Consider the following 20962-nt stretch of genomic DNA (forward strand, 5'->3'; position numbering starts at 1 on the left):
GAAAAAGCTGTTCCAACCGACGCGTAATGACGTCTAATGGAACAGCTTTTTGTTAAAAGATAAGTATACTATTTTTTAATTTATATTAATGTTCGTTACAACGTCGCATCTTATTTATTAATCAATAATTTGACGTTTGCAATTACGTTTTCTTCCGTAAATCCGAATTCCTTGATAACGGTGTCGCCAGGTGCACTTGCGCCAAATGTATCAATTGCAATGATGCCGCCTTCGTCACCGATATATTTATGCCAACCGAGCGATGCACCCATTTCAATCCCTAGACGTTTCTTCACATTTTTTGGAAAGACGCTTTGCTTGTATGCATCGTCCTGCTTTTCAAATAGATCCCAAGATGGCATTGAAACAACCGCTACGTCGATTCCTTCGGAAAGCAACTCTGACTGGGCAGACACTGCCAAATTCACTTCAGAACCTGTCGCAATCAAAATCGCATCCGCTACTTCTTTGCTTGACGGTGAAATTGTATAGGCGCCTTTACGAACGCCCTCCATTGCAAGTTCACTTGAATTTGGAAGAACAGATAAGTTTTGTCGAGATAATACAAGCACAGTCGGCGTATTCTCACTAGTCACAGAGACGTTCCATGCAGCTGCAGTTTCATTTGCATCTGCAGGACGAATCACGGACAGTCCCGGCATTGCTCGAAGTGCCGCTAGATGTTCGACTGGCTCGTGTGTCGGGCCATCTTCACCGACCGCTACACTGTCGTGTGTGAAGACATATGTTACAGGAAGACCCATGAGAGATGATAGTCTGATCGCTGGACGCACGTAATCACTGAACACGAAGAATGTCCCACCAAATACCTGCAGACCACCGTGAAGTGCCATACCGTTTAGTGCAGTACCCATTGCAAATTCCCGAACTCCGAACCAGATATTGCGACCTGAATAATCTGCGGGAAGGAAATCGCCTGAGCCTTTGATTGTTGTTTTATTGGACCCAGCAAGATCGGCACTTCCTCCGAAGAAGGAAGGTACTGTTTTAGCGATTGCATTGATCAAATCGCCAGATGCAGAACGTGTTGCGTGAGACGTACCAGCCTCGTATGTTGGCAAGGACTTCTCGAATCCTTCCGGCAATTTACGGTCAATTGCATCTTTCAACTGCCTCGCAAGGTCCGCATGTTTTGACTCGTAATTTTCATATAGCTCGTTCCATTGCTGTTCTCTTTGTGCACCCATTTTTTCAGCTGCTGTATTGAATGCTGCATAGACATCATCCGGAACATGGAAATTTTCTTCAAATGTCCATTTATAATAATCCTTAGTCAACTTCATTTCATCTTCACCAAGCGGCATACCATGGGCATCTGATTTCCCTGACCTGTTTGGCGAACCATAACCAATGACTGTTTTCACTTCGATGATTGTTGGGCCGCCGACATTGCCCTTCGCTTCTTCAATTGCTGAAGAAACAAGGTTTATGTCGTTGCCATCTTCAACACGGATGTAATTCCAGCCATACGATTCAAAACGTTTCTGGATATTTTCGGAGAATGACATGTTAAGGTCGCCATCCAGTGAAATATCGTTACTATCATAAAGGACTACAAGTTTATTCAGTTGCAGATGTCCTGCTAGTGAAATGGCTTCAGAAGCAACACCTTCCATCAAGTCGCCATCACCACAAAGTGCATATGTATGGTGATCAATGATTTCAAATTCCGGCTGGTTATATGTTGCAGCCAAATGTTTTTCAGCCATTGCCATTCCAACAGCCATGCCGATTCCTTGGCCAAGTGGTCCAGTCGTCGCTTCGACTCCAACTGTATGACGGTATTCAGGGTGTCCGGGTGTTAAAGAGTTCCATTGTCTGAAGTTCTTGATTTCATCCATCGGTAGCCCGTATCCGCCCAAATGTAGCAAACTATAAAGGAGCATGGAGCCGTGCCCCGCAGATAGAACGAAACGGTCGCGGTTGAACCATGTAGGATTTGCTGGATTATGGTGCATATGCTTTGTCCAAAGTGTATACGCCATTGGAGCAGCACCCATTGGAAGGCCTGGATGGCCGGAATTCGCTTTTTCGATTGCATCGATTGAAAGAGTACGTATCGTATTGATAGCTAATTGGTCAATCTGTTGAGTCATTGTGTACATCCTTTCCCGTTTCTTCTACTTGTCTTAATGTTGTTCTACATCCTCTAGTTTAGTCAAAGGTTGCACGAAATACAATCCCGGAAAGGATTAGATGTTAGTTTAGGTATTTGTCATCCCGCGCTTTTTTCACTTTTTCGGGTGTTACATCATTTCCTTCCGGGTCAATCACTTTGACATGTTCGATTGTATTACGCATTGATGATCTAAATGTTTCCAAGTATTCTTTTCGAAGCAGTGTCTGTTCTTTTGCCTCTTCAATCGACAAACCGGTCGTTTTTGATTTTTTCGAAAGTTCGTTAATGCGTTTGATTTTATCTTCTGCTAACATATTTATCCCTCCATTTGCATTTAAAGAATAACATGAACGTATACAAAAAAAGCTGAAAGTGCAACCAATCAGCTTTCTTTCTCAAGTTCATATTCCTTATAACGGCGATGAACAGTCGCTTTGCTAATGTCATGTCCAAGCCCTTTGAGTACACCGGTAATTTCTTCATACGTCAATCCTTTGTCTCGTAATGCAACGATTTCGCTTACCGGCACTTCGAGTCTTTCGCGTCCTTCTGCATTTCCTCTGTTTTTCAAATTCTGTTCCGGACGGTATCCACCCCTCACTGCCCTTTTCATGCCGCGCTTAATTTTCGCATTGTGTAATTTACGTTGATATTCTTCGACAATAGCCAGAATCTCCAACAACATCGTATCCATTTCATTGAGCAATATGGGTCCGCTGTCACTAAGTGAGTAAACTTCCGTATCCGTTTTTGATAATAAATGAAGTACCGCCATACGAGCATTGCCGCGTCCAAGTCTTGTTTCATCTTGAATAAGAACAGCGTCCACTTCTTCATCCCTGATAAAGTCTAGGAGACTGAGTAAGCCTTCCCGGTCAATATCGAAACCACTATGTTTGTCAGTAAATGTTTTGATGTGTTCAAAACCAAGCTCCTTAGCAAGTTCCGCAAGCTCTTCTTGCTGTCTCGTAAGCGACATTTCCTGCGTGTCCTTTTCCGTACTTACTCTACAGTAGGCAACGCAACGTTTCATTCGCTCGTTCATTTGCCATCCCCCGCCATTTCAGTTGCTACTTTCCCAACCTTAACAGTTTTCCTAATCGGAAGGCGTAAATCCTCCCCTTTTTTTATTTTAACAGTAGACAAGTTATTTAGTTTCACAACTTCTTCAATCCATCGCTCGCTGGGCATATCATCGGCATGATGCTGTGCTAACTCCCATAATGTATCGCCATCATTTACTGTTATTGCTGGATACGATGGATCATTGTCATGCTTATTGACACCTATAATTGCAAATCCTATACTTAAAACGAAAATGAGTACGATATAACTGTTATTTTTAATGAAAGTCATCAAAATCCCCCCTTGCAAATGTCTGTTCGGAATGTACGTTCTTACTATATTGAATCCAATATTGTTTGTCAACACTTTTTTCAGAACCTGTGTTTGCCATTCTATCTAAAGACTGATATACTACAATAAATGAATAATTCCGGCCTGAACTCTTGCGGTGAAAGGCATTTGGAAATCAACAACTAAATGTTAAGAGGTGAATAGGATGAAAAAGATTTCAAAGAGACAAGAGGATATTTTGTCTTTCATCAAAGAAGAAGTAAGAAAAAAAGGATATCCGCCATCCGTAAGGGAAATTGGTGAAGCAGTGGGTCTTGCGTCCAGTTCGACAGTTCATGGACATCTTGCCAGATTGGAAAGTAAAGGCTTCATAAGACGGGATCCAACAAAACCGAGAGCGATTGAAATACTAGATCCTGAAGGTTTGGAAGCGTTGAAACCTGGTGTTCTCAATGTTCCACTCATCGGGAAAGTTACAGCCGGTATACCAATTACGGCGATTGAAAATATTGAAGAGTATTTTCCGCTACCTGAATCTTTCGGTACAACGGAAGACAAGTTGTTCATGCTAGAGATTGTTGGAAACAGTATGATTGAGGCGGGTATTTTGAATGGCGATTATGTTGTGGTCAAGCAACGGCAAACTGCTCAAAATGGCGACATTGTCGTTGCTATGACCGAAGAAGACGAAGCAACTGTGAAACGCTTTTTCAAAGAAAAAGATTATTTCCGTCTTCAACCTGAAAACTCCTCAATGGATCCGATTATCATTGATAATGTCACGATTCTTGGAAAAGTTGTCGGTGTGTACCGGATGATCCACTAATTTAGACTACAAAAAAGCTGTCTCTTACGCGTTATGCGTTGGAGGCAGCTTTTTTTGTTTAAATTATGGATTGATTGTTAATTGCCATGACAGTTTGACAGCTTGTCCTTACAGTTTACTGTCGAGCCATGACAGTTTCTTCGTTTGCCATGACAGTTCGCGCGCGTCCTTACAGTTTACGGCCGGGCCATGACAGTTTCTTCGTTTGCCATGACAGTTCGCGCGCGTCCTTACAGTTTACGGCCGAGCCATTACAGTTTCTTCATTTGCCATGACAGTTCGACTATGAACAATACACTCTCTTATCCAACCAGTTAATCAGTCGAGTAATTTTTCACTCATCAGTTTGCCAATTGAAGACAGGACTGCTGTTTTGACGTGCTCGTATGTCAGTCCTCCTTGAACATAAGCAGTATAGGGGGGTCTAATGGGTCCATCAGCTGTCAGTTCGATGCTGGAGCCCTGGATGAATGTCCCGGCTGCCATTATAACGTCATCGACATAACCGGGCATGTAGGACGGTTCAGGCGCATAGTGCGCATTGATGGGTGAGTTTTCTTGAATCGTTCTGCAGAAGGCAATCATTTGGTCTGCGCTTTTGAATGAAACGGATTGAATCAGGTCGGTTCGCTTTTCTGAATAATGCGGCGACGTTTTCAGTCCGAAATCTTCAAGAAGTGCAGCGGTGAATAATGCTCCTTTTACAGCTTGACTGACAACATGTGGTGCAAGGAAAAATCCTTGGTACATTTCGAGTAATGTATTGAGGGATGCTCCCGCTTCAGCTCCAAGACCAGGTGATGTCATTCGAAAAGCACATTTTTCAACAAGATCAGCACGACCCGCAATATAGCCGCCTGTTCGCGCGAGTCCGCCACCGGGATTTTTTATAAGTGAGCCTGCCATCAGGTCAGCGCCTACTTCAGTCGGCTCTTTCTGCTCAACGAATTCGCCATAACAGTTATCGACAAAAACAACGAGTTCAGGATTTATAGCCTTCACTTTTCTTATCATTTCACTGATTTCATCCACCATGAATGAAGGACGATCAGCGTAGCCTTTTGAGCGTTGGATGCCTACCATTTTTGTTTTGCTATGAATGTTGTTTACCATTTCGTCAAAATCAATTAAGCCATCTTCATTCAAATCAATATGCTTGTACGTGATGCCAAAGTCGTGTAGGGAACCGGTATCCTTACCTTTACCGGATACGATGGAATCCAGGGTGTCATAAGGCTTCCCTGTAATATACAATAATTCATCGCCTGGGCGTAAAATACCGAATAGCGCTATGGATATTGCGTGTGTTCCCGAAATGATCTGATTGCGCACAATGCAATCTTCTGCTCCGAAAACATCTGCGTAGACTTGTCCTAAGACATCGCGACCACTGTCGTCATAGCCATATCCTGTTGTTCCATGCAGATGGAAATCACTCACCTTATTGTTACGGAATGCAGCGAGTACTTTCCGTTGATTGTAAAACGCTGTTTTTTCTACCTCTTTAAAAAAGGGTGCGAGTTTCGTTTCAATCGCGTCCGCTTTTTCGAAAAGAGCTGTGTCTTGTTCGTTAAATTGCATGCTAATTCCTCTTTCCATTCAATAGTCACCTTATAATCTTATCAGTCTGCCCGCGGAGGTCAACAATCCGTTATTTCGCCCATTGATTTATATAGGGAATCTGTTAAAATGCTTAAGGATCTAGTGAACGGGGGAAATAATATTGGCTTGGGATGTATTTAGTTTTATCGGTACTGCTGCTTTTGCCATTTCCGGTGCAATCATAGCGATGGAAGAAGAATATGATATTTTCGGTGTCTATATATTAGGAATGGTTACCGCGTTTGGTGGAGGGGCTGTTCGAAACTTATTGATTGGGGTTCCGGTTTCCGTTTTGTGGGACCAGGAATTTTTATTTATCGTTGCCACTGTTTTAATTACGGTTATTTTCTTTTTTTCAAAATATCTTTTATCTCATTGGAATCGATGGGGGTCGTATTTTGATGCCGTCGGATTAGCCGCATTTGCTATCCAAGGTGCCATGCTTGCGATGCGTCTGGAGATGTCACTTTATGCAGTCATGGTTGCGGCCGTTTTGACTGGAGCTGGTGGCGGTGTGATTCGCGATTTGCTAGCTGGTCGGAAACCACTCGTTTTCAAGGAAAATATATATGCGATTTGGGCAGTTATTGCGGGATTAATAGTGGGTTTAGATGTTTTCCACGGGGATATCGCTCTTTATGCGTTACTCGTTTTGACAGCGAGTTTACGCATTTTGTCAGTTTTCTTCCATTGGAAATTACCGCGAAAAAATATTGAAATTTAAAAAAAGCGGAACGGGGATTTTTCTCCCTGTTCCGCTTTTTTCATTCCTCTTTTAACGTAACCGGTTTAGACGGGACGTATGTTGAGATCGCATGTTTGTAGATCAATTGTTGCTTGCCGTCCGATTCGAGAAGAACGGTATAATTATCATACGATTTGATAAGTCCTTTCAATTGAAAACCATTCAATAAGAATACAGTTACAAACGTATTATTCTTTCGTAATGAATTCAAAAACGTCTCTTGCATGTTAACCTGTGCCATACGTCGAGTCCTCCTGTTGTCTTGCATATTCTTTGCTTCACTTACCTTATTCGCTCTTTAAGATGAAAATCCTTCAAAATTCTTAAAATTGCTTGTACAATTTCGTCCGTATCTAGTTCAGCATTGAACCAGGCGATTTCCATTTTGTTTCGAAAATAAGTCATTTGCCGTTTTGCATAATGACGCGTGTTTTTTTTGATCAAGTCGATTGCTTCATCCAATGAACAGCGACCTTCGATGAATTGGTGAAGCTCCTTGTAACCTATTGCTTGTACGGACTGTATATTTTTTATGCCTTCGTCCCATAATCCTTGCGCTTCATGCAGTAATCCTTTATCCATCATCTGATTCACACGTGAATCGATGCGGCCATAAAGTACATCTCGATCCATTTCCAATCCAATAATTAGATGATCATAAAGAGGCGCATGTCCTACATCCTCTTCATGATCCCCCTTCGTTTTCCCTGTCACTTCGATGATTTCAAGTGCCCGGACTACTCTGCGATGATTATTCGGATGAATTTTTTCAGCGCTTAAAGGGTCAATATCCATAAGTTTCTTGTAAAGAAAGTCGGCTCCCTTGGAATCAAGCTCATGTTCCAGGCGTTTTCTTACTTCAATATCAGCAGCTTGTTCGGTAAAACGAAAATCGAATAACACTGCTTGGATGTATAGTCCCGTGCCCCCCGCGATGATTGGTGTTTTCCCACGTCGCTGAATATCTTTAATCGCTTTGCGGACTTCTGATTGGTATTCTGCAACTGAAAAAGTTTCATCAGGCTCTTTAGTATCGAATAAATGATGTGGGATGCCAGCCATTTCCGCCGTTGTTATTTTTGCTGTACCAATATCAAGTCGTTTATATACTTGCATTGAATCTCCATTAATGATTTCTCCGTCGATTTGTTTTGCCAATTCGACACTGAGCGCGGTTTTACCGGATGCGGTAGGACCGACAATTGCTATGACTTCCGGTGTTACACTCACTTTTTTTCAATCCAATCCGTTATATACTCGAAGACGTGTTGATGATTTATTTCATTGAGCAATTCATGTCTGCCGCCTTCGACCAGCATGAGCGTTACATCTACGATACCTACTTTGTCATATTGTTTAGCCACACTTAAAACACCTTTGCCGTTATCACCTACCGGGTCTTCATTTCCCGATATGAGAAGGATCGGCAAGTTTTGCGGTATCTTTCTAATCTCTTCATCCGAATGGATTTTCTCAAGTCCTTCAAACAAATCTATGAAAAACTGTGTAGTTGAGATGAATCCGCAGTTAGGATCATTCATATATTTTTCAACAGCGTCCGAATCCCTTGATAGCCAATCAAAGGGTGTTTTTGGTGTATCAATCGATTTGTTGAACCCCCCGAAAACGAGCTTGTTCAAGAGAGGATCAGGATTGTCATACCCATTCATCTTTCCTGAGAGATGTGCAATCCCAGTTGCGGCAATACGCATAACACCTGGGTTTCCGCCCGTACCTGAGAGGATGGCAAGGTCAACTTCACTTCCGTGTACTTGAACATACCTACGTGCGATAAATGAGCCCATGCTATGGCCGAATAGGATGAAACGGGGGGAAGGATGCTGTTCCCGTATTGTTTTAATGATTTCATATGCATCCTGTACAACTCGGTCAAAACCTTTTTCTATGCCAAAATAACCCGGTTTACCATTCATTTCAGCTGTTTTTCCGTGTCCCCTATGGTCGTGCCCCGAAACGATATACCCAATTCCCGCAAGGTATTTTGCAAACTCTTCATACCTGCCGATATGCTCCGCCATGCCGTGTAGTATATGAATATGTCCAATCGGCTTGTCTGCGGGTTCCACAAGTACCGTATGAATTGAGAAGCCATCTGACATTTCTAGAGTCATTTCATTCATATTCCTGTTCTGCCTTTGACCTCTGCTTCGGCGATATGATTTTCGAGTTCACGTAAATAATGTTTTTTACTTTCATCCGAATAGGATAGAAGCACTGCCATATAGTCTGTTACTGCCTCTTTATATTTTTTAACAAGGCTGATATTGAAATAAAGATCTCCCCTACGGCGAATGAAGAAGTCCGAAGGTGAAAGTGTCATTTCGTGATGAATGGCGTATAGGATTTCCGCCTTTAAAATTCTTGGCAAATCTGTTGTATCTGTTTTAAGTGTATGTGCATACGTAAAGACCGTGTCGACATTTGTTCCGTAAAATGAGGCAAGTTGTTCCCCTTCTTTTTTCGTTAGGCCGAACAATTCAGCTTCATTCGCTTTACTTGTAATATAAGCTTCAAACTTTTCAATGCTGCCAAAATCCCCGCCCGATAGTGGAAGATGCTCCGTCACGCACGGTCCGAATTCGTCAGGTCGAAGTCTTTTAACGACACGGTCGACTACGGTCTCAGCCATTTTACGATAGCCTGTCAGCTTACCGCCCGCAATTGTAATAAGACCGCTGCCCGCTTCCCACATTTCATCTTTCCTTGAAATTTCCGATGGGTCTTTTCCGTCTTCGTAAATAAGCGGACGGACACCTGCCCATGTCGATTCAACATCTTCTCGGGTAACCGCGACATCCGGGAACATATGATGGACTGTATCAAGAAGGTATGCAACATCTTCTTTAGTCGCTAACGGATTCATTGTGTCTTTATCATAGATTGTATCCGTTGTTCCGATATACGCTTTTTGCCCTCTTGGGATAGCGAAAATCATTCGTTTATCCGGTGCATCGAAATAGACTGCTTGACGAAGTGGGAAAACCTTTTGGTCGATTACGATGTGGACCCCTTTCGTCAATCGTAATCTTTTGTCGTTGGATAGTTCATCTTTTTTCCGTACATCATCGACCCAAGGGCCTGCCGCATTCACAATGGTCGATGCAGTGATTCGCAATGATTCATCATTCAGTTGGTCATTTACTGTGGCTCCGACAACTTTTCCATCATCGTAAATGAATGACTCAGCCTTCATATAGTTCAGGCAGAGTGCTCCTTTTTGAACCGCTTTTTTCATCGTCTCAATCGTTAGCCGTGCATCATCAGTTCTGTATTCTACATAATGACCGCCGCCACGGAGTCCTTTTCTCTTTAACAGCGGTTCCATTGCAAGCGTTTCTTCAGCCGTCAACATTTCACGTCGTTCTTCTTTTTTTACACCGGCAAGTTTGTCGTAAGTAAACAGACCTACTGACGTCGTAAATTTTCCGAATGTACCACCCTTATGGAATGGTAGTAGCATACGTTCAGGTTCTGTAACATGAAGGGCGTTATGGTAAACGATGTCCCTTTCTTTCCCTGTTTCTGCTACGATTTTCACTTCAAGTTGCTTCAAATAACGCAAACCGCCATGTACAAGCTTTGTAGAACGACTGGACGTTCCTTCCGCAAAGTCTTGCATCTCGACAAGCGCTACTGATAAGCCGCGTGTAACAGCATCGAGGGCAATCCCTGCACCGGTGATTCCTCCACCAATAATAAGTAAATCAAACTGGTACTCACCCATGAATTCTTTCACTTTTGGTCTTGTAATCGCTGAAAACATCTTGGTCACCCTTTCAAATTCATATCTTGAAGATGCGTGCTACTTCCACTGTCTTTGTCCACGAATTCTTCCCCTAGAGCTGTTATTGTCTAATGGGTGGTCTTCAATTGCTTACATAATTCTTTTGAACATCTTTTCCAGTTCATAAGTTGTGAAATGGATAAGAACCGGTCTACCGTGCGGACATGTAAAGGGATTTTCCATTAAAGACAAATCATTTAATAGTCTTTCCATGTCAGCATTTGTTAAATGATGATTTGCTTTGATGGAACGTTTGCAGCTCATCATTATGGCTGCATCTTCCCGCAATTTGCCGATATCGATCTTCCGTGTTGTAAGTACTTGCTCTATGATGTCTTCGATAATAACGGTTTCTTCCCCTTTTGGAAACCAGGACGGATATTCCTTGACTGCATAGGCAGACGGTCCAAACTCTTCGAGAAAGATACCTACTTCGTGGAGGAGATGCATACTCTCCTCAATTTTCGTTTGTTCATCTGCTGAATAATGGAAAAGTAGAGGCATCAGAAGCAGCTGCCGCTCACCATTATCAGCTTCTTTTAATTTGTCTCTAAAAAATTCGTACTTGACGCGTTCCTGCGCTGCATGCTGGTCAATCATGAAAAAACCATCTTCATTTTGTGCAACGATATAAGTACCGTGGACCTGTCCTACAGGAACGAGTGATGGGAATTGCTTTACCGGCTCGCTTTGTTCTTCTTCAGTCGGTATTTGTGTTTCATTGACAGTCCAGTGTTGTTGTACTTCAACTTCCGTTTTTTTTGGTTCATATGCTCGTGGCTCGTAGGCTTCTACAGGCTCTTGAGGTGCAAAAACCGGTCGTTCATCCCGCGTAGCAGGTCGTTCGGTTTTAAATTGGCTCCAGATGTTCACTTGCTCTGAGTTATTTTTTTTCGGAGGCTCTTTTTTTATAGCATCTGGTACGATGATACTTTTCTTTATAGAACTCCGGATCACTTCTTTGATGAGCGTTAGCAACTCACCTTCTTTACTCATACGGATATGCTGTTTTGCAGGATGGACATTGACGTCCGTAAGAATCGGATCCCCTTCGACATTGATAACCGCGATAGGAAAACGTCCGATTGGTAAGTATGTGTGAAATGCATCTAGTACAGCATGGTTTACTGCATGGCTTTTCACCCATCTTCCATTGACAATTAGCGTCATGTAATTTCTGGAAGCACGTGTCATTTCAGGCAGCGTTACATAACCATCCACCTTGTAGTCTGCATTGGATCCTGAAAAAGGAATCATTTTCCGGACAACAGCTGTACCATAAATATCCGATAGGACACGTTGTTGCTCCCCACTGCCATATGTTTGTAATAAAAGATGGCTATAATGAGTTAGTTTGAATGCAATGGTTGGATGGCTAAGCGCTAGCCTATTAACAAGGTCAATTGTGTGTCCTAGCTCTGTCTGAATGGTTTTCATGTACTTCAGCCGTGCCGGTGTGTTGAAAAAAAGTTGAGCTACTGTAATGTCAGTCCCTTTGCGAAATGCGGCATGATCGTGTTTGACGAGGCGTCCACCGTCAATATGGACTTCCGTTCCGGTCGATTCCCCGTCAGATGTCCATAGGTTAATTTTTGACACAGATGCAATACTGGCTAGCGCTTCTCCCCGGAATCCGAGAGTTCGAATACGGAACAAGTCATGTTCGTTGGTGATTTTACTTGTTGCATGGCGTTCAAATGCTTGGACCGCATCTTGCCTGGACATACCTTTGCCGTTATCGGTTACACGTATTTTTAGTAACCCCGCTTCTTCAAGTGAAATTTCAATGACTGTGCTCTCCGCGTCAATTGCATTTTCAACAAGTTCTTTTACGATGGAAGCGGGTCGTTCGACTACTTCACCCGCTGCAATTTTATTGGACAGCATATCATCCATTACCTTTATGATGTCCAATTTTCTCACCCTTTCGTCGAAGTTAATTTTTCTTTTAGTTCAAATACATATTGCAACGCATTGAGTGGTGTCATGTTCAGCACATCCGTGTCAGTTAAATTTGTCAAAACTTCTTGTTCTTCCGTTGAAAGACTTTGCTGTTCATCTTTTTGCAAATCAAAGAATGACAATTGTTCGGGTTCATCGGCAACGTTTTGCTTATTTTCTACTCGTTCAAAGTTTGCAAGTAAGATCTTTGCGCGCTCAAGTAGTGTTTCGGGAAGTCCGGCAAGATCAGCAACATAGATTCCATAACTTTTATCTGCAGCACCTGCCATTACTTTGTGCAAGAATACCACTTTTCCTTCTTGCTCCATTGCTGCAACATGAACATTTTCGAGTCTGTCCAACTCTTTATCCAAATTGGTGAGTTCATGATAGTGAGTGGAAAATAATGTATTCGCACCAATTTCATTGTGAATATGCTCCATCATCGCTTGCGCAAGAGACATGCCATCGTATGTCGAAGTACCTCGACCAATTTCATCGAATAAAAGAAGACTTTGTTCAGTCGCGTTTGCAATAGCGTGTTGTGACTCTATCATCTCCATCATGAATGTACTTTGACCAGATGCCAGGTCGTCAGCTGCACCGATCCGCGTGAAAATCTGATCAGTTACAGGGAGTACTGCCTGTTCACAAGGAACGTAACAGCCGATTTGTGCCATGACAACTGTAAGCGCTACTTGCCGCATGTACGTACTTTTCCCGGACATATTCGGTCCTGTGATGAGCAGCATATTCGCATCTTCTGTTAGTTTACAGCTGTTAGGCGTATAAAGAGAGTGATCCATCATTTTTTCAACTACAGGATGACGCCCATTTTTTATTTCTAACGCCTTTCCTTTATGGAAGGTAGGTAACACATAATTCCTTTTCTCAGATATCGCCGCGAATGATAGAAGAACATCCAATTCAGCAAGGGTACTTGCAAGTTGCTGGACTTGTCGAATATGAGTTTTTAGTTCATCTCGTACTGTACTGAAAAGTTTATATTCCAGCTCGAGTCCTTCCGCCTCTGCATTTAAGATAAGATCCTCTTTTTCTTTCAGTTCCGGTGTTATATAGCGTTCTGCATTTGCCAATGTCTGTTTTCGTTCATAGCGCTCTAGATCTGCAAGATGAACATTGGATTTTGTAATTTCTATAAAATAGCCGAATACACGGTTATACCCTATTTTCAATGTTTTGATACCTGTTCGCTTGCGTTCTTCACTTTCTAATTCCGCGAGCCATTCTTTGCCGTTTTTTGAAGCATCCCGGTAGTTGTCCAATTTTTCATCATAGCCGTCTTTCATGACGCCGCCTTCTTTGACAGATAGCGGTGGGTTTTCAGCGATCGCTTTTTCAAGTATGTTATACGCATCGGGACATAGGTCGATACGGTTTGCGAATCGGTTAAGAAGTGGGGGAGCTGATAGTTCTAGTTCCTTTTTGATGTCCGGCACCCTTCTTAGTGAATTTCTGAGCTGCGCTAGATCACGCCCACTGGCGCTGCCCATGGAGATTCGTCCTGCAAGCCTTTCTAAGTCATATACCTCTTTTAAGTTTGTTTTCAGTTCATCGCGCAGAAGAAAGTCACCAATTAACGCCGTCACTGTTGCAAGTCGGTTTTCAATCTCATTTTGTTCGGCCAACGGTTGGTGAATCCACATTTTCAGTTTCCGTGCGCCCATTGCAGTGACCGTTTCATCCAATAACCAGTAAAGAGTTCCATCTTTACTTCCGTTACGTATTGATTGGACCAACTCAAGATTCCGCATTGAATTCGCATCGATGGATAGTTTTGCACCTTTTTGGATGAATTCAAATGGACGTAAGTGATCAAGGGCTGTTTTCTGCGTTCGTTTCACGTAGGAAATGAGCATACTACACACTTGTTGAAGTTCGTAAGGAATCGTAGCGGGGTGTTCTTCCGAACTAATTTCTTCACCATGCTCGGTGGATAACATAATATTACGTTTTGACATGCTGTCGCTGAGTGCGATATGTAATGTTTCTAAAACGACTACTTCTTTCATGCCAAGGGCCTCGATTTCAGCAATCAATTTCCGTTCGTCCCCGTCGACAATTTCCACTTTCCCTTCTCCTGTTGCAAGGTCCAGATATGCAAGCGCATAATTGTCTTCATCCAAACTGTCTACCGCACCGATAAAGTGGTTCGTATTTGCATCAATGCTCTTCCCCTCAAGCATTGTCCCTGGTGTTATGATCTTCACGACTTCTCTTTTGACAATGCCGATTGCTGTTTTCGGGTCTTCTGTCTGTTCGCAAATCGCTACTTTATGCCCTTTATGAACAAGCGTTTCAATATACCCCTGCGCAGAGTGATACGGTACTCCGCACATCGGTATTCTGTCTCGACTTCCCGCATCTCGGCTTGTTAATGTGATTTCAAGGATTTGGGATGCTTCTGTTGCATCTGTAAAAAATAGTTCGTAAAAGTCGCCAAGCCTGAAAAATAAGAAGGCATCCTCGTACTCTGCCTTTACTTTCAAATATTGTTGAATCATTGGTGTATGAGTTGTCATAAGTCTACCTCTTTATAAATACGATTTTCTTTATTATACAAAACAAGGCCCAGAAAAGCGAAGGGTCCGGGTTTATTTCAATTCCTCTTTTATTTCGCAAAATGGGCGAAAAAAAAAAAAAAAAAAGCCGGGCGTGCTATCCGGCTTTTAAAATGATGAAGATTCTTTTCCTTTTTGATCATGTCCATGGATTACGCCATGCGAAGATGATTCATCGCGCTCTGGCCATTCCTCTTCAAAGCTTTCCGTATGAACACTGATGCAAACTTTAGTTTCACCAACAACTTCTGCAAGCAACTCACGTTCAACGGTAATTTCAAACTTATTTCCACACTTAGAAATGATAGCTTCTGTACAATTCGGATGCTGGATAACGTTGACAATTATTTCTTCGTGCCCTGAAGTTGGCTCGTCACGATAATGGAGCCTAATTTTGTCTTTGTACGGAACTGACTCACTGAAGACGGACGTTTTCGAGTGTTCCTGATGAGAGTACCAAACGTTAACATCAAATTTCCCGGAGACCTCAATGTACTTACCAACTTTCTTTGCCTGATGCGTGTGGTTAATAACCCAGCATCCCAGTATACTCGTTGGACTGTTCGGTGGCGTTAACGTTACAGTTTGTTCAGTTCGTTTCTTCCCTTTTGCAATAACCGCTTTCGTTACGATCTGACGTAAATTCTTCAGTTCGATTCCTCCTCCATTCGCTTCAATTCATCTTATGCAACAGGAGCCCAGATAGTGAAAAAAATCGACGGAAAATTAATTCCCGTCGATTGATTCGTTAACTTATCCCGCATTAACGGGCAGTAAGACCCCCAACTTCAAGTCTTCAAGGAAACAAGAAGAATAAGTGGGGGATCCACTGCCCGTAAAAGCCCGAATGGCTCAACTAACAATCAGTGGGGGATGAGGAAAACCCCCACTGATTGAAGTTTCGCTTTATAGTTTATTATACGTTGTGTTTTTTATATAAGAACCTGTTTCACCTTTGCGAACATCTCCGCCTGTAGCTACCATAATTTCATCTGTCACACTGTTTGCTATCGTATTGGATACGAGCTGGAGTAGATCATTCACTTCGATTTGGGATTGTTTAAACTCTTGAACAATCGGCACTTCATCAATTTCTCCTTGGATTTTATCGATTTTGCCTTCAATAATTTCCAATGCTCTTTCTTTACCGTATTGCTGGAAATTAACGGCTTGCTTTTGCAATGATTTCAAACTCGCAATATTTTCACGAACCTTTTGATTTTCATTAATTTGGGCCTCTGCACGTTTGTAAAATTCAACTTGTTCAGTATTTGCGATCATATGTGCAATCTCACGGGATTTCGCGATTATTTCATCTTTCGAATAAAGCTTTTCCATTACAACATCACCTTTTCCTTTTCCACGACACTGATGAATTCACCGTCGAGTGACCAAGTTTTGGTCTCTATTATTTTTACGTTTACAATTTTACCGATAACGGATTGTGGTGCTTTGAAGTTAACAAGTTTGTTTTTTTCAGTATAACCTGCCAACACTTCTGCATTTTTCTTACTTTCCCCTTCAACAAGTACTTCGACAATTTTTCCTTTGTATGGTTCCATTGCTTCAGCGGACATGTCGTTGACTAGTTTGTTTAATCGCTGCAAACGTTCTTTTTTAACGTCCATGGGAATGTTATCCGCCATCTTAGCGGCTGGTGTGCCTTCCCGCGGAGAATAAATGTACGTGTACGCTATATCGAATCCTACCTCTTTGTAGAGGGACATCGTTTCTTCAAATTGTTCATCTGTTTCGTTCGGGAATCCAACGATGATGTCAGTTGTTAGCGTGACATTAGGTATAGCAATTTTAATTTTACGTACTAGTTCAAGATAATGCTCTCGCGTATATTTTCGAGCCATGATTTTCAGCATCGAACTAGAACCCGATTGTACAGGTAAATGGATGTGATCGACAAGGTTGCCCCCTTTTGCAAGCACCTCAATGAGATGATCGTCAAAGTCACGTGGATGGCTGGTCGTGAACCGGATTCTCGGTATGTCGATTTTACGCAGATCATCCATCAGGTCTCCAAAGCGATAATTCAAGTCTTCGAAGTCTTTGCCATATGCGTTAACGTTTTGACCAAGTAAAGTAATCTCTTTATAGCCTTGGGACGCTAATAGTCTTATTTCATGGATTATATCTTCAGGTCTTCTGCTTCGTTCTTTTCCGCGTGTATAAGGAACGATACAATATGTACAGAACTTATCGCAGCCGTACATAATATTGACCCACGCTTTAATACTACCATGCCTGACCTTCGGAAGATTTTCAATAATATCCCCTTCCTTAGACCATACTTCGATGACCATCTCTTTCGATAGATAGGCTTCGTGTAAAATATGTGGCAGTCTATGAATATTATGTGTTCCAAAAATCATATCGACTTGATCGTATGTTTTCAAGATTTTATTGACAACGGATTCTTCCTGAGACATACATCCGCATACTCCGACGAGAACATCAGGATTTCTTCGTTTAAGCGCTTTTAGGTGACCTAGTTCCCCAAACACTTTGTTTTCCGCATTTTCCCGAATAGCACATGTGTTTAACAGTATGACATTGGCATCTTCGACTGTATCGGTTACCTCATAGCCTAGTCCTGTAAAAATCCCTGCCATTACTTCGGTGTCATGTTCATTCATTTGACAGCCGTATGTCCGTATATAAAACTTTCGGTTCGTCCCCATCCCGCGGAACCGTTCGTCGATTTCGAAATCATCATGGTAAGTAATATCTTCCTTACCCCGTTTTTTGGCATCCTTTAATGAAGGGGGTGCATAGGCCGTTTGAAAGTATTGACTATAATCTTTTTCCGGCTTTTTTGCTAAATCCGGCTTCACAAGTCCTGTATTCAGACGTTGTTCTTCATTCATACAACATGTCCCCTTTTCCTAGAAGCATTTGTTAACTGTAGATACATGAGACCATTATACTGAAGTATACGCATCCTGTACAAGTTGAGCATGCTTTGTCGTTTGATTGTCACAGTTCAATTGCTGATTTGGAGGAAAAAACCGTATAGTCCGGGCATATGTTTACCAAACCTTCGAAGATAAAAAAATGACCGATAAGTCAATGACTACTGACTTATCGGTCGTTTTCTATTGGTTTTTACGTTCTCTCTTCTCAACGAGCAATTTCAACGCTGTCCGTCCCTCACCATTAATTTCAATATCGGTGAATGCAGGTGCACAGATGAGATCCCCGCCACTCGGGGCGACGAATCCTCTTGCAATTGCGATTGCTTTTACTGCTTGGTTCAATGCGCCTGCCCCTACTGCTTGCATTTCCGCAAAACCCTGGTCTCGTATAACTGCAACAAGTGCCCCTGCAACAGAATTTGGATTCGAGCGAGATGATACCTTCAATGGATTCAACTTAATTCCTCCTTATTTTCCGATGTCTATGGAACGGATATCTCCATGGACTATCCTATGAAAGGGAGGAAGCGTTTAGACTCGATTCAGCCTTTGAATGGACGGTCATCATTAATAGATACGCGTTCAAGTTGAAGCGCTTTACCTGTTTGGTCATCCAACTCTACAAATAATCCGTTTAACTGGGAACGCCCGCTTTTTGGAACTTCAAAGCGAACAGGCATATTTGTTCGGAAACGATAGATGACATCCTCTTTTTTCATGCCCAGTATTTCATCGTATGGGCCCGTCATACCTGCATCCGATAAATAAGCAGTACCGCCTGGCAGAATTCGTTCGTCAGCTGTCTGGACATGCGTATGTGTTCCAACAACTACAGAGGCTTTACCATCGAGATGCCAACCCATCGCGATCTTTTCGCTTGTTGCTTCTGCATGGAAATCGACAAAAATCAACGGTGAAACTTCTTTCGCTTCTGCGATTAGTTCCTCGGCTTTGTCAAAAGGATCTCCGTGTGGAGGCAAGAATGTCCGCCCGTGCAAATTAATGATAGATAAAGTAACACCATTTCGTGAGATGGATGTCATCCCTCTACCAGGTGCGTCATCAGAAAAGTTTGCTGGACGAATAAGATAGTCCGTATCATCTATGAAGTCGTATATTTCTTTTTGGTCCCATGTATGGTTTCCCATTGTAACGACGTCAACACCCGCACGTAGTAGATCGTCAAAAATCGCTTTAGTGATTCCCCTACCAGATGCGGCGTTTTCACCATTGGCAATAACAACATCAGGTTTATATTTTCTTTTCATGCGTGGTAAATAATCAAATACCATATCCCGTCCCAAAGATCCAACGATATCGCCTATAAATAACACTTTCATACTGACTAATTCCCTCTTTCAATAGGAAAAGGCCTCCGGACCGAAGTACACGGAAGCCCCCCTTTCATTATTTTGCGTATTCAACCGCCCGTGTTTCACGGATGACTGTGACTTTAATATGTCCTGGATAATCGAGTTCTTCTTCAATCCGCTTCCGTATATCCCGTGCCAGCCGATGTGCAGTAATGTCATCGATTTGATCGGGACGTACAATAATACGAACTTCGCGACCCGCTTGAATTGCAAATGATTTTTCCACGCCGTCATACGACTCTGAAATTTCTTCAAGCTTTTGGAGTCTTTTAATATAGTTTTCGAGTGTTTCACTTCGTGCGCCCGGTCTCGCAGCAGATAATGCATCAGCCGCTGCTACAAGCACTGCGATAACTGATGTTGCTTCAGTATCCCCGTGATGGGATGCGATACTGTTAATGACGACCGGATGCTCTTTGTATTTAGTTGCTAGCTCGACGCCGATTTCAACATGGCTACCTTCGACTTCATGGTCAATCGCTTTTCCGATATCATGAAGCAGTCCTGCGCGTCTAGCTAATGTGACGTCTTCTCCAAGTTCAGCAGCTAATAGTCCCGAAAGGTAAGCTACTTCTGTCGAATGCTTTAGGACGTTTTGTCCATAACTCGTACGGAAACGTAGTCTACCGATAATCTTAATAAGATCCGGGTGGAGATTATGGATGCCGATATCAAATGTCGTTTGCTCGCCCGTTTCCCGGATAAGCTCGTCCACTTCACGTCTGGATTTGTCAACCATCTCTTCAATTCGGGCAGGATGAATTCGTCCATCTGCAACAAGTTTTTCAAGTGCGAGTCTTGCTGTTTCACGACGAACAGGGTCAAACCCTGATAGAATAACTGCTTCCGGAGTATCATCGATGATTAAGTCGATTCCGGTTAATGTTTCAAGTGTTCGGATATTACGTCCTTCACGGCCGATGATACGACCTTTCATCTCATCATTCGGTAAAGTTACGACGGATACAGTCGTTTCCGCAACATGGTCTGCAGCGAAACGTTGCAATGCGATTGAAAGGATTTCACGTGATTTCTTATCCGATTCTTCTTTCGCACGTTGTTCCGATTCTTTCGTCATGACAGCGATATCTGTTGCTAATTCCTGTTCTACTTCACCGAGTATAAGACGTTTCGCCTCGTCCCGTGTAAGTGCAGAAATTTTTTCGAGTTCCGTTTTCTGAACGGTCACAAGTTCTTCCGCTTTGCGTTCCATCTGTTCAATATGCTGTTGTCTTCCTGTAAGCGCTTCTTCTTTGCGCTCCAGACTCGCGTCTCTTTTGTTGAGAGCCTCATCCTTGCGGTCATGATTTTCTTCCCGTTGCAATAAACGATTTTCCTGCTTCTGCAGTTCTGACCGTCTTTCACGGATTTCTGTTTCCGCTTCAATTCTCAGTTTGTGAGTTTCATCCTTCGCTTCCAGTAATGCCTCTTTTTTCATGGCCTCTGCTTCACGCTTCGCGTCTTCGACGATTTGTTCAGCTGAGTGTTTGGCACCCGTCACTTTTGAATCGTTCACTTTCCTATTAACAAAATAGATAACAACGGCACCGACGATGAAACCCAGCAAAGCGAAGATGATTTTTTCACCCATCAAGGTCACCTCCTCCTGCTTTTCTTTTCATTTTCAGTCGGCACGTATATCAACGTACAACATACTGCCAAAAT

General features: G+C 42.6%; 19 protein-coding genes. 2 read left to right on the forward strand and 17 right to left on the reverse strand.

Annotated features, from left to right (window positions below):
- Nucleotides 1-110: 110 nt before the first annotated feature.
- The 4 genes from tkt to yneA form a co-directional block, all read right to left on the reverse strand.
- Nucleotides 111-2117, reverse strand: a complete 2007-nt coding sequence (gene tkt / locus FILTAD_RS11165; RefSeq protein ID WP_124070841.1) for a transketolase — start codon at nt 2115-2117, stop codon at nt 111-113.
- Between the two features lie 103 nt (nt 2118-2220).
- Nucleotides 2221-2454, reverse strand: coding sequence for a DUF896 domain-containing protein (locus FILTAD_RS11170; RefSeq protein WP_124070842.1), 234 nt, complete (start codon nt 2452-2454; stop codon nt 2221-2223).
- A gap of 68 nt (nt 2455-2522) precedes the next feature.
- On the reverse strand, nt 2523-3185 hold the full coding sequence (locus FILTAD_RS11175) for a YneB family resolvase-like protein (RefSeq protein ID WP_124070843.1): 663 nt from the start codon (nt 3183-3185) through the stop codon (nt 2523-2525).
- Nucleotides 3182-3496, reverse strand: coding sequence for a cell division suppressor protein YneA (gene yneA, locus FILTAD_RS11180; RefSeq protein ID WP_124070844.1), 315 nt, complete (start codon nt 3494-3496; stop codon nt 3182-3184). Before yneA ends, FILTAD_RS11175 begins: the two co-directional genes overlap by 4 nt.
- Nucleotides 3497-3701: 205 nt before the next feature.
- On the opposite strand from yneA, the gene lexA reads away from it, so the two are divergent.
- Nucleotides 3702-4322 (forward strand): transcriptional repressor LexA, encoded by a 621-nt coding sequence (gene lexA / locus FILTAD_RS11185; RefSeq protein WP_124070845.1) that lies wholly within the window; start codon nt 3702-3704, stop codon nt 4320-4322.
- A 318-nt stretch (nt 4323-4640) separates the two neighbouring features.
- On the opposite strand, the gene FILTAD_RS11190 is transcribed toward lexA, so the two are convergent.
- Nucleotides 4641-5903, reverse strand: a complete 1263-nt coding sequence (locus FILTAD_RS11190; RefSeq protein WP_124071217.1) for a methionine gamma-lyase family protein — start codon at nt 5901-5903, stop codon at nt 4641-4643.
- A gap of 142 nt (nt 5904-6045) precedes the next feature.
- On the opposite strand from FILTAD_RS11190, the gene FILTAD_RS11195 reads away from it, so the two are divergent.
- Nucleotides 6046-6648, forward strand: coding sequence for a trimeric intracellular cation channel family protein (locus FILTAD_RS11195; RefSeq protein WP_124070846.1), 603 nt, complete (start codon nt 6046-6048; stop codon nt 6646-6648).
- A gap of 40 nt (nt 6649-6688) precedes the next feature.
- On the opposite strand, the gene hfq is transcribed toward FILTAD_RS11195, so the two are convergent.
- The 12 genes from hfq to rny all read right to left on the reverse strand — a co-directional run bounded on the left by hfq (nt 6689) and on the right by rny (nt 20891).
- The gene (gene hfq, locus FILTAD_RS11200; RefSeq protein WP_124070847.1) at nt 6689-6910 is read right to left on the reverse strand and encodes an RNA chaperone Hfq; all 222 of its coding nucleotides are present in this window, start codon (nt 6908-6910) and stop codon (nt 6689-6691) included.
- 41 nt (nt 6911-6951) lie between these two features.
- A complete protein-coding gene (gene miaA / locus FILTAD_RS11205) occupies nt 6952-7899 on the reverse strand; it encodes a tRNA (adenosine(37)-N6)-dimethylallyltransferase MiaA (protein WP_124070848.1) in 948 nt (315 codons plus the stop codon).
- Nucleotides 7896-8810: an alpha/beta hydrolase gene (locus FILTAD_RS11210; protein ID WP_203229697.1), complete on the reverse strand. Its 915-nt coding sequence runs from the start codon at nt 8808-8810 to the stop codon at nt 7896-7898. Before FILTAD_RS11210 ends, miaA begins: the two co-directional genes overlap by 4 nt.
- Entirely contained in the window at nt 8807-10453 is a 1647-nt protein-coding gene (locus FILTAD_RS11215) for a glycerol-3-phosphate dehydrogenase/oxidase (RefSeq protein WP_124070849.1), read from the reverse strand. The genes FILTAD_RS11210 and FILTAD_RS11215 overlap by 4 nt, the downstream gene beginning before the upstream one ends.
- Before the next feature lie 111 nt (nt 10454-10564).
- Nucleotides 10565-12388, reverse strand: coding sequence for a DNA mismatch repair endonuclease MutL (gene mutL, locus FILTAD_RS11220; protein ID WP_124070850.1), 1824 nt, complete (start codon nt 12386-12388; stop codon nt 10565-10567).
- A 5-nt stretch (nt 12389-12393) separates the two neighbouring features.
- The gene (gene mutS / locus FILTAD_RS11225) at nt 12394-14958 is read right to left on the reverse strand and encodes a DNA mismatch repair protein MutS (protein WP_124070851.1); all 2565 of its coding nucleotides are present in this window, start codon (nt 14956-14958) and stop codon (nt 12394-12396) included.
- 147 nt (nt 14959-15105) lie between these two features.
- Nucleotides 15106-15675, reverse strand: coding sequence for an outer spore coat protein CotE (gene cotE, locus FILTAD_RS11230; RefSeq protein ID WP_345788905.1), 570 nt, complete (start codon nt 15673-15675; stop codon nt 15106-15108).
- Nucleotides 15676-15903: 228 nt separating this feature from the next.
- Nucleotides 15904-16335, reverse strand: a complete 432-nt coding sequence (locus FILTAD_RS11235) for a YlbF/YmcA family competence regulator (protein WP_124070853.1) — start codon at nt 16333-16335, stop codon at nt 15904-15906.
- Complete coding sequence (gene miaB, locus FILTAD_RS11240; RefSeq protein WP_124070854.1) at nt 16335-17876, reverse strand: tRNA (N6-isopentenyl adenosine(37)-C2)-methylthiotransferase MiaB; 1542 nt, start codon at nt 17874-17876, stop codon at nt 16335-16337. The genes FILTAD_RS11235 and miaB overlap by 1 nt, the downstream gene beginning before the upstream one ends.
- Nucleotides 17877-18104: 228 nt before the next feature.
- On the reverse strand, nt 18105-18380 hold the full coding sequence (locus tag FILTAD_RS11245; RefSeq protein ID WP_124070855.1) for a stage V sporulation protein S: 276 nt from the start codon (nt 18378-18380) through the stop codon (nt 18105-18107).
- 86 nt (nt 18381-18466) lie between these two features.
- The gene (locus tag FILTAD_RS11250; RefSeq protein ID WP_124070856.1) at nt 18467-19264 is read right to left on the reverse strand and encodes a TIGR00282 family metallophosphoesterase; all 798 of its coding nucleotides are present in this window, start codon (nt 19262-19264) and stop codon (nt 18467-18469) included.
- 67 nt (nt 19265-19331) lie between these two features.
- Complete coding sequence (gene rny / locus FILTAD_RS11255) at nt 19332-20891, reverse strand: ribonuclease Y (protein WP_203229698.1); 1560 nt, start codon at nt 20889-20891, stop codon at nt 19332-19334.
- Nucleotides 20892-20962 lie beyond the last annotated feature (71 nt).

Origin of the sequence: Filibacter tadaridae (assembly GCF_900609045.1) — a bacterium.
Taxonomy (GTDB): Bacteria; Bacillota; Bacilli; order Bacillales_A; family Planococcaceae; genus Sporosarcina; species Sporosarcina tadaridae.

What these genes read in the sequence shown, in the direction of transcription:
- lexA (WP_124070845.1), top strand. Translation starts at nt 3,702, where the DNA reads ATGAAAAAGATTTCAAAGAGACAAGAGGATATTTTGTCTTTCATCAAA.
- mutS (WP_124070851.1), bottom strand. Translation starts at nt 14,958, where the DNA reads ATGACAACTCATACACCAATGATTCAACAATATTTGAAAGTAAAGGCA.
- FILTAD_RS11190 (WP_124071217.1), bottom strand. Translation starts at nt 5,903, where the DNA reads ATGCAATTTAACGAACAAGACACAGCTCTTTTCGAAAAAGCGGACGCG.
- FILTAD_RS11215 (WP_124070849.1), bottom strand. Translation starts at nt 10,453, where the DNA reads ATGTTTTCAGCGATTACAAGACCAAAAGTGAAAGAATTCATGGGTGAG.
- FILTAD_RS11175 (WP_124070843.1), bottom strand. Translation starts at nt 3,185, where the DNA reads ATGAACGAGCGAATGAAACGTTGCGTTGCCTACTGTAGAGTAAGTACG.
- FILTAD_RS11235 (WP_124070853.1), bottom strand. Translation starts at nt 16,335, where the DNA reads ATGGAAAAGCTTTATTCGAAAGATGAAATAATCGCGAAATCCCGTGAG.
- FILTAD_RS11210 (WP_203229697.1), bottom strand. Translation starts at nt 8,810, where the DNA reads ATGAATGAAATGACTCTAGAAATGTCAGATGGCTTCTCAATTCATACG.
- hfq (WP_124070847.1), bottom strand. Translation starts at nt 6,910, where the DNA reads ATGGCACAGGTTAACATGCAAGAGACGTTTTTGAATTCATTACGAAAG.
- FILTAD_RS11170 (WP_124070842.1), bottom strand. Translation starts at nt 2,454, where the DNA reads ATGTTAGCAGAAGATAAAATCAAACGCATTAACGAACTTTCGAAAAAA.
- FILTAD_RS11250 (WP_124070856.1), bottom strand. Translation starts at nt 19,264, where the DNA reads ATGAAAGTGTTATTTATAGGCGATATCGTTGGATCTTTGGGACGGGAT.
- yneA (WP_124070844.1), bottom strand. Translation starts at nt 3,496, where the DNA reads ATGACTTTCATTAAAAATAACAGTTATATCGTACTCATTTTCGTTTTA.
- miaB (WP_124070854.1), bottom strand. Translation starts at nt 17,876, where the DNA reads ATGAATGAAGAACAACGTCTGAATACAGGACTTGTGAAGCCGGATTTA.
- tkt (WP_124070841.1), bottom strand. Translation starts at nt 2,117, where the DNA reads ATGACTCAACAGATTGACCAATTAGCTATCAATACGATACGTACTCTT.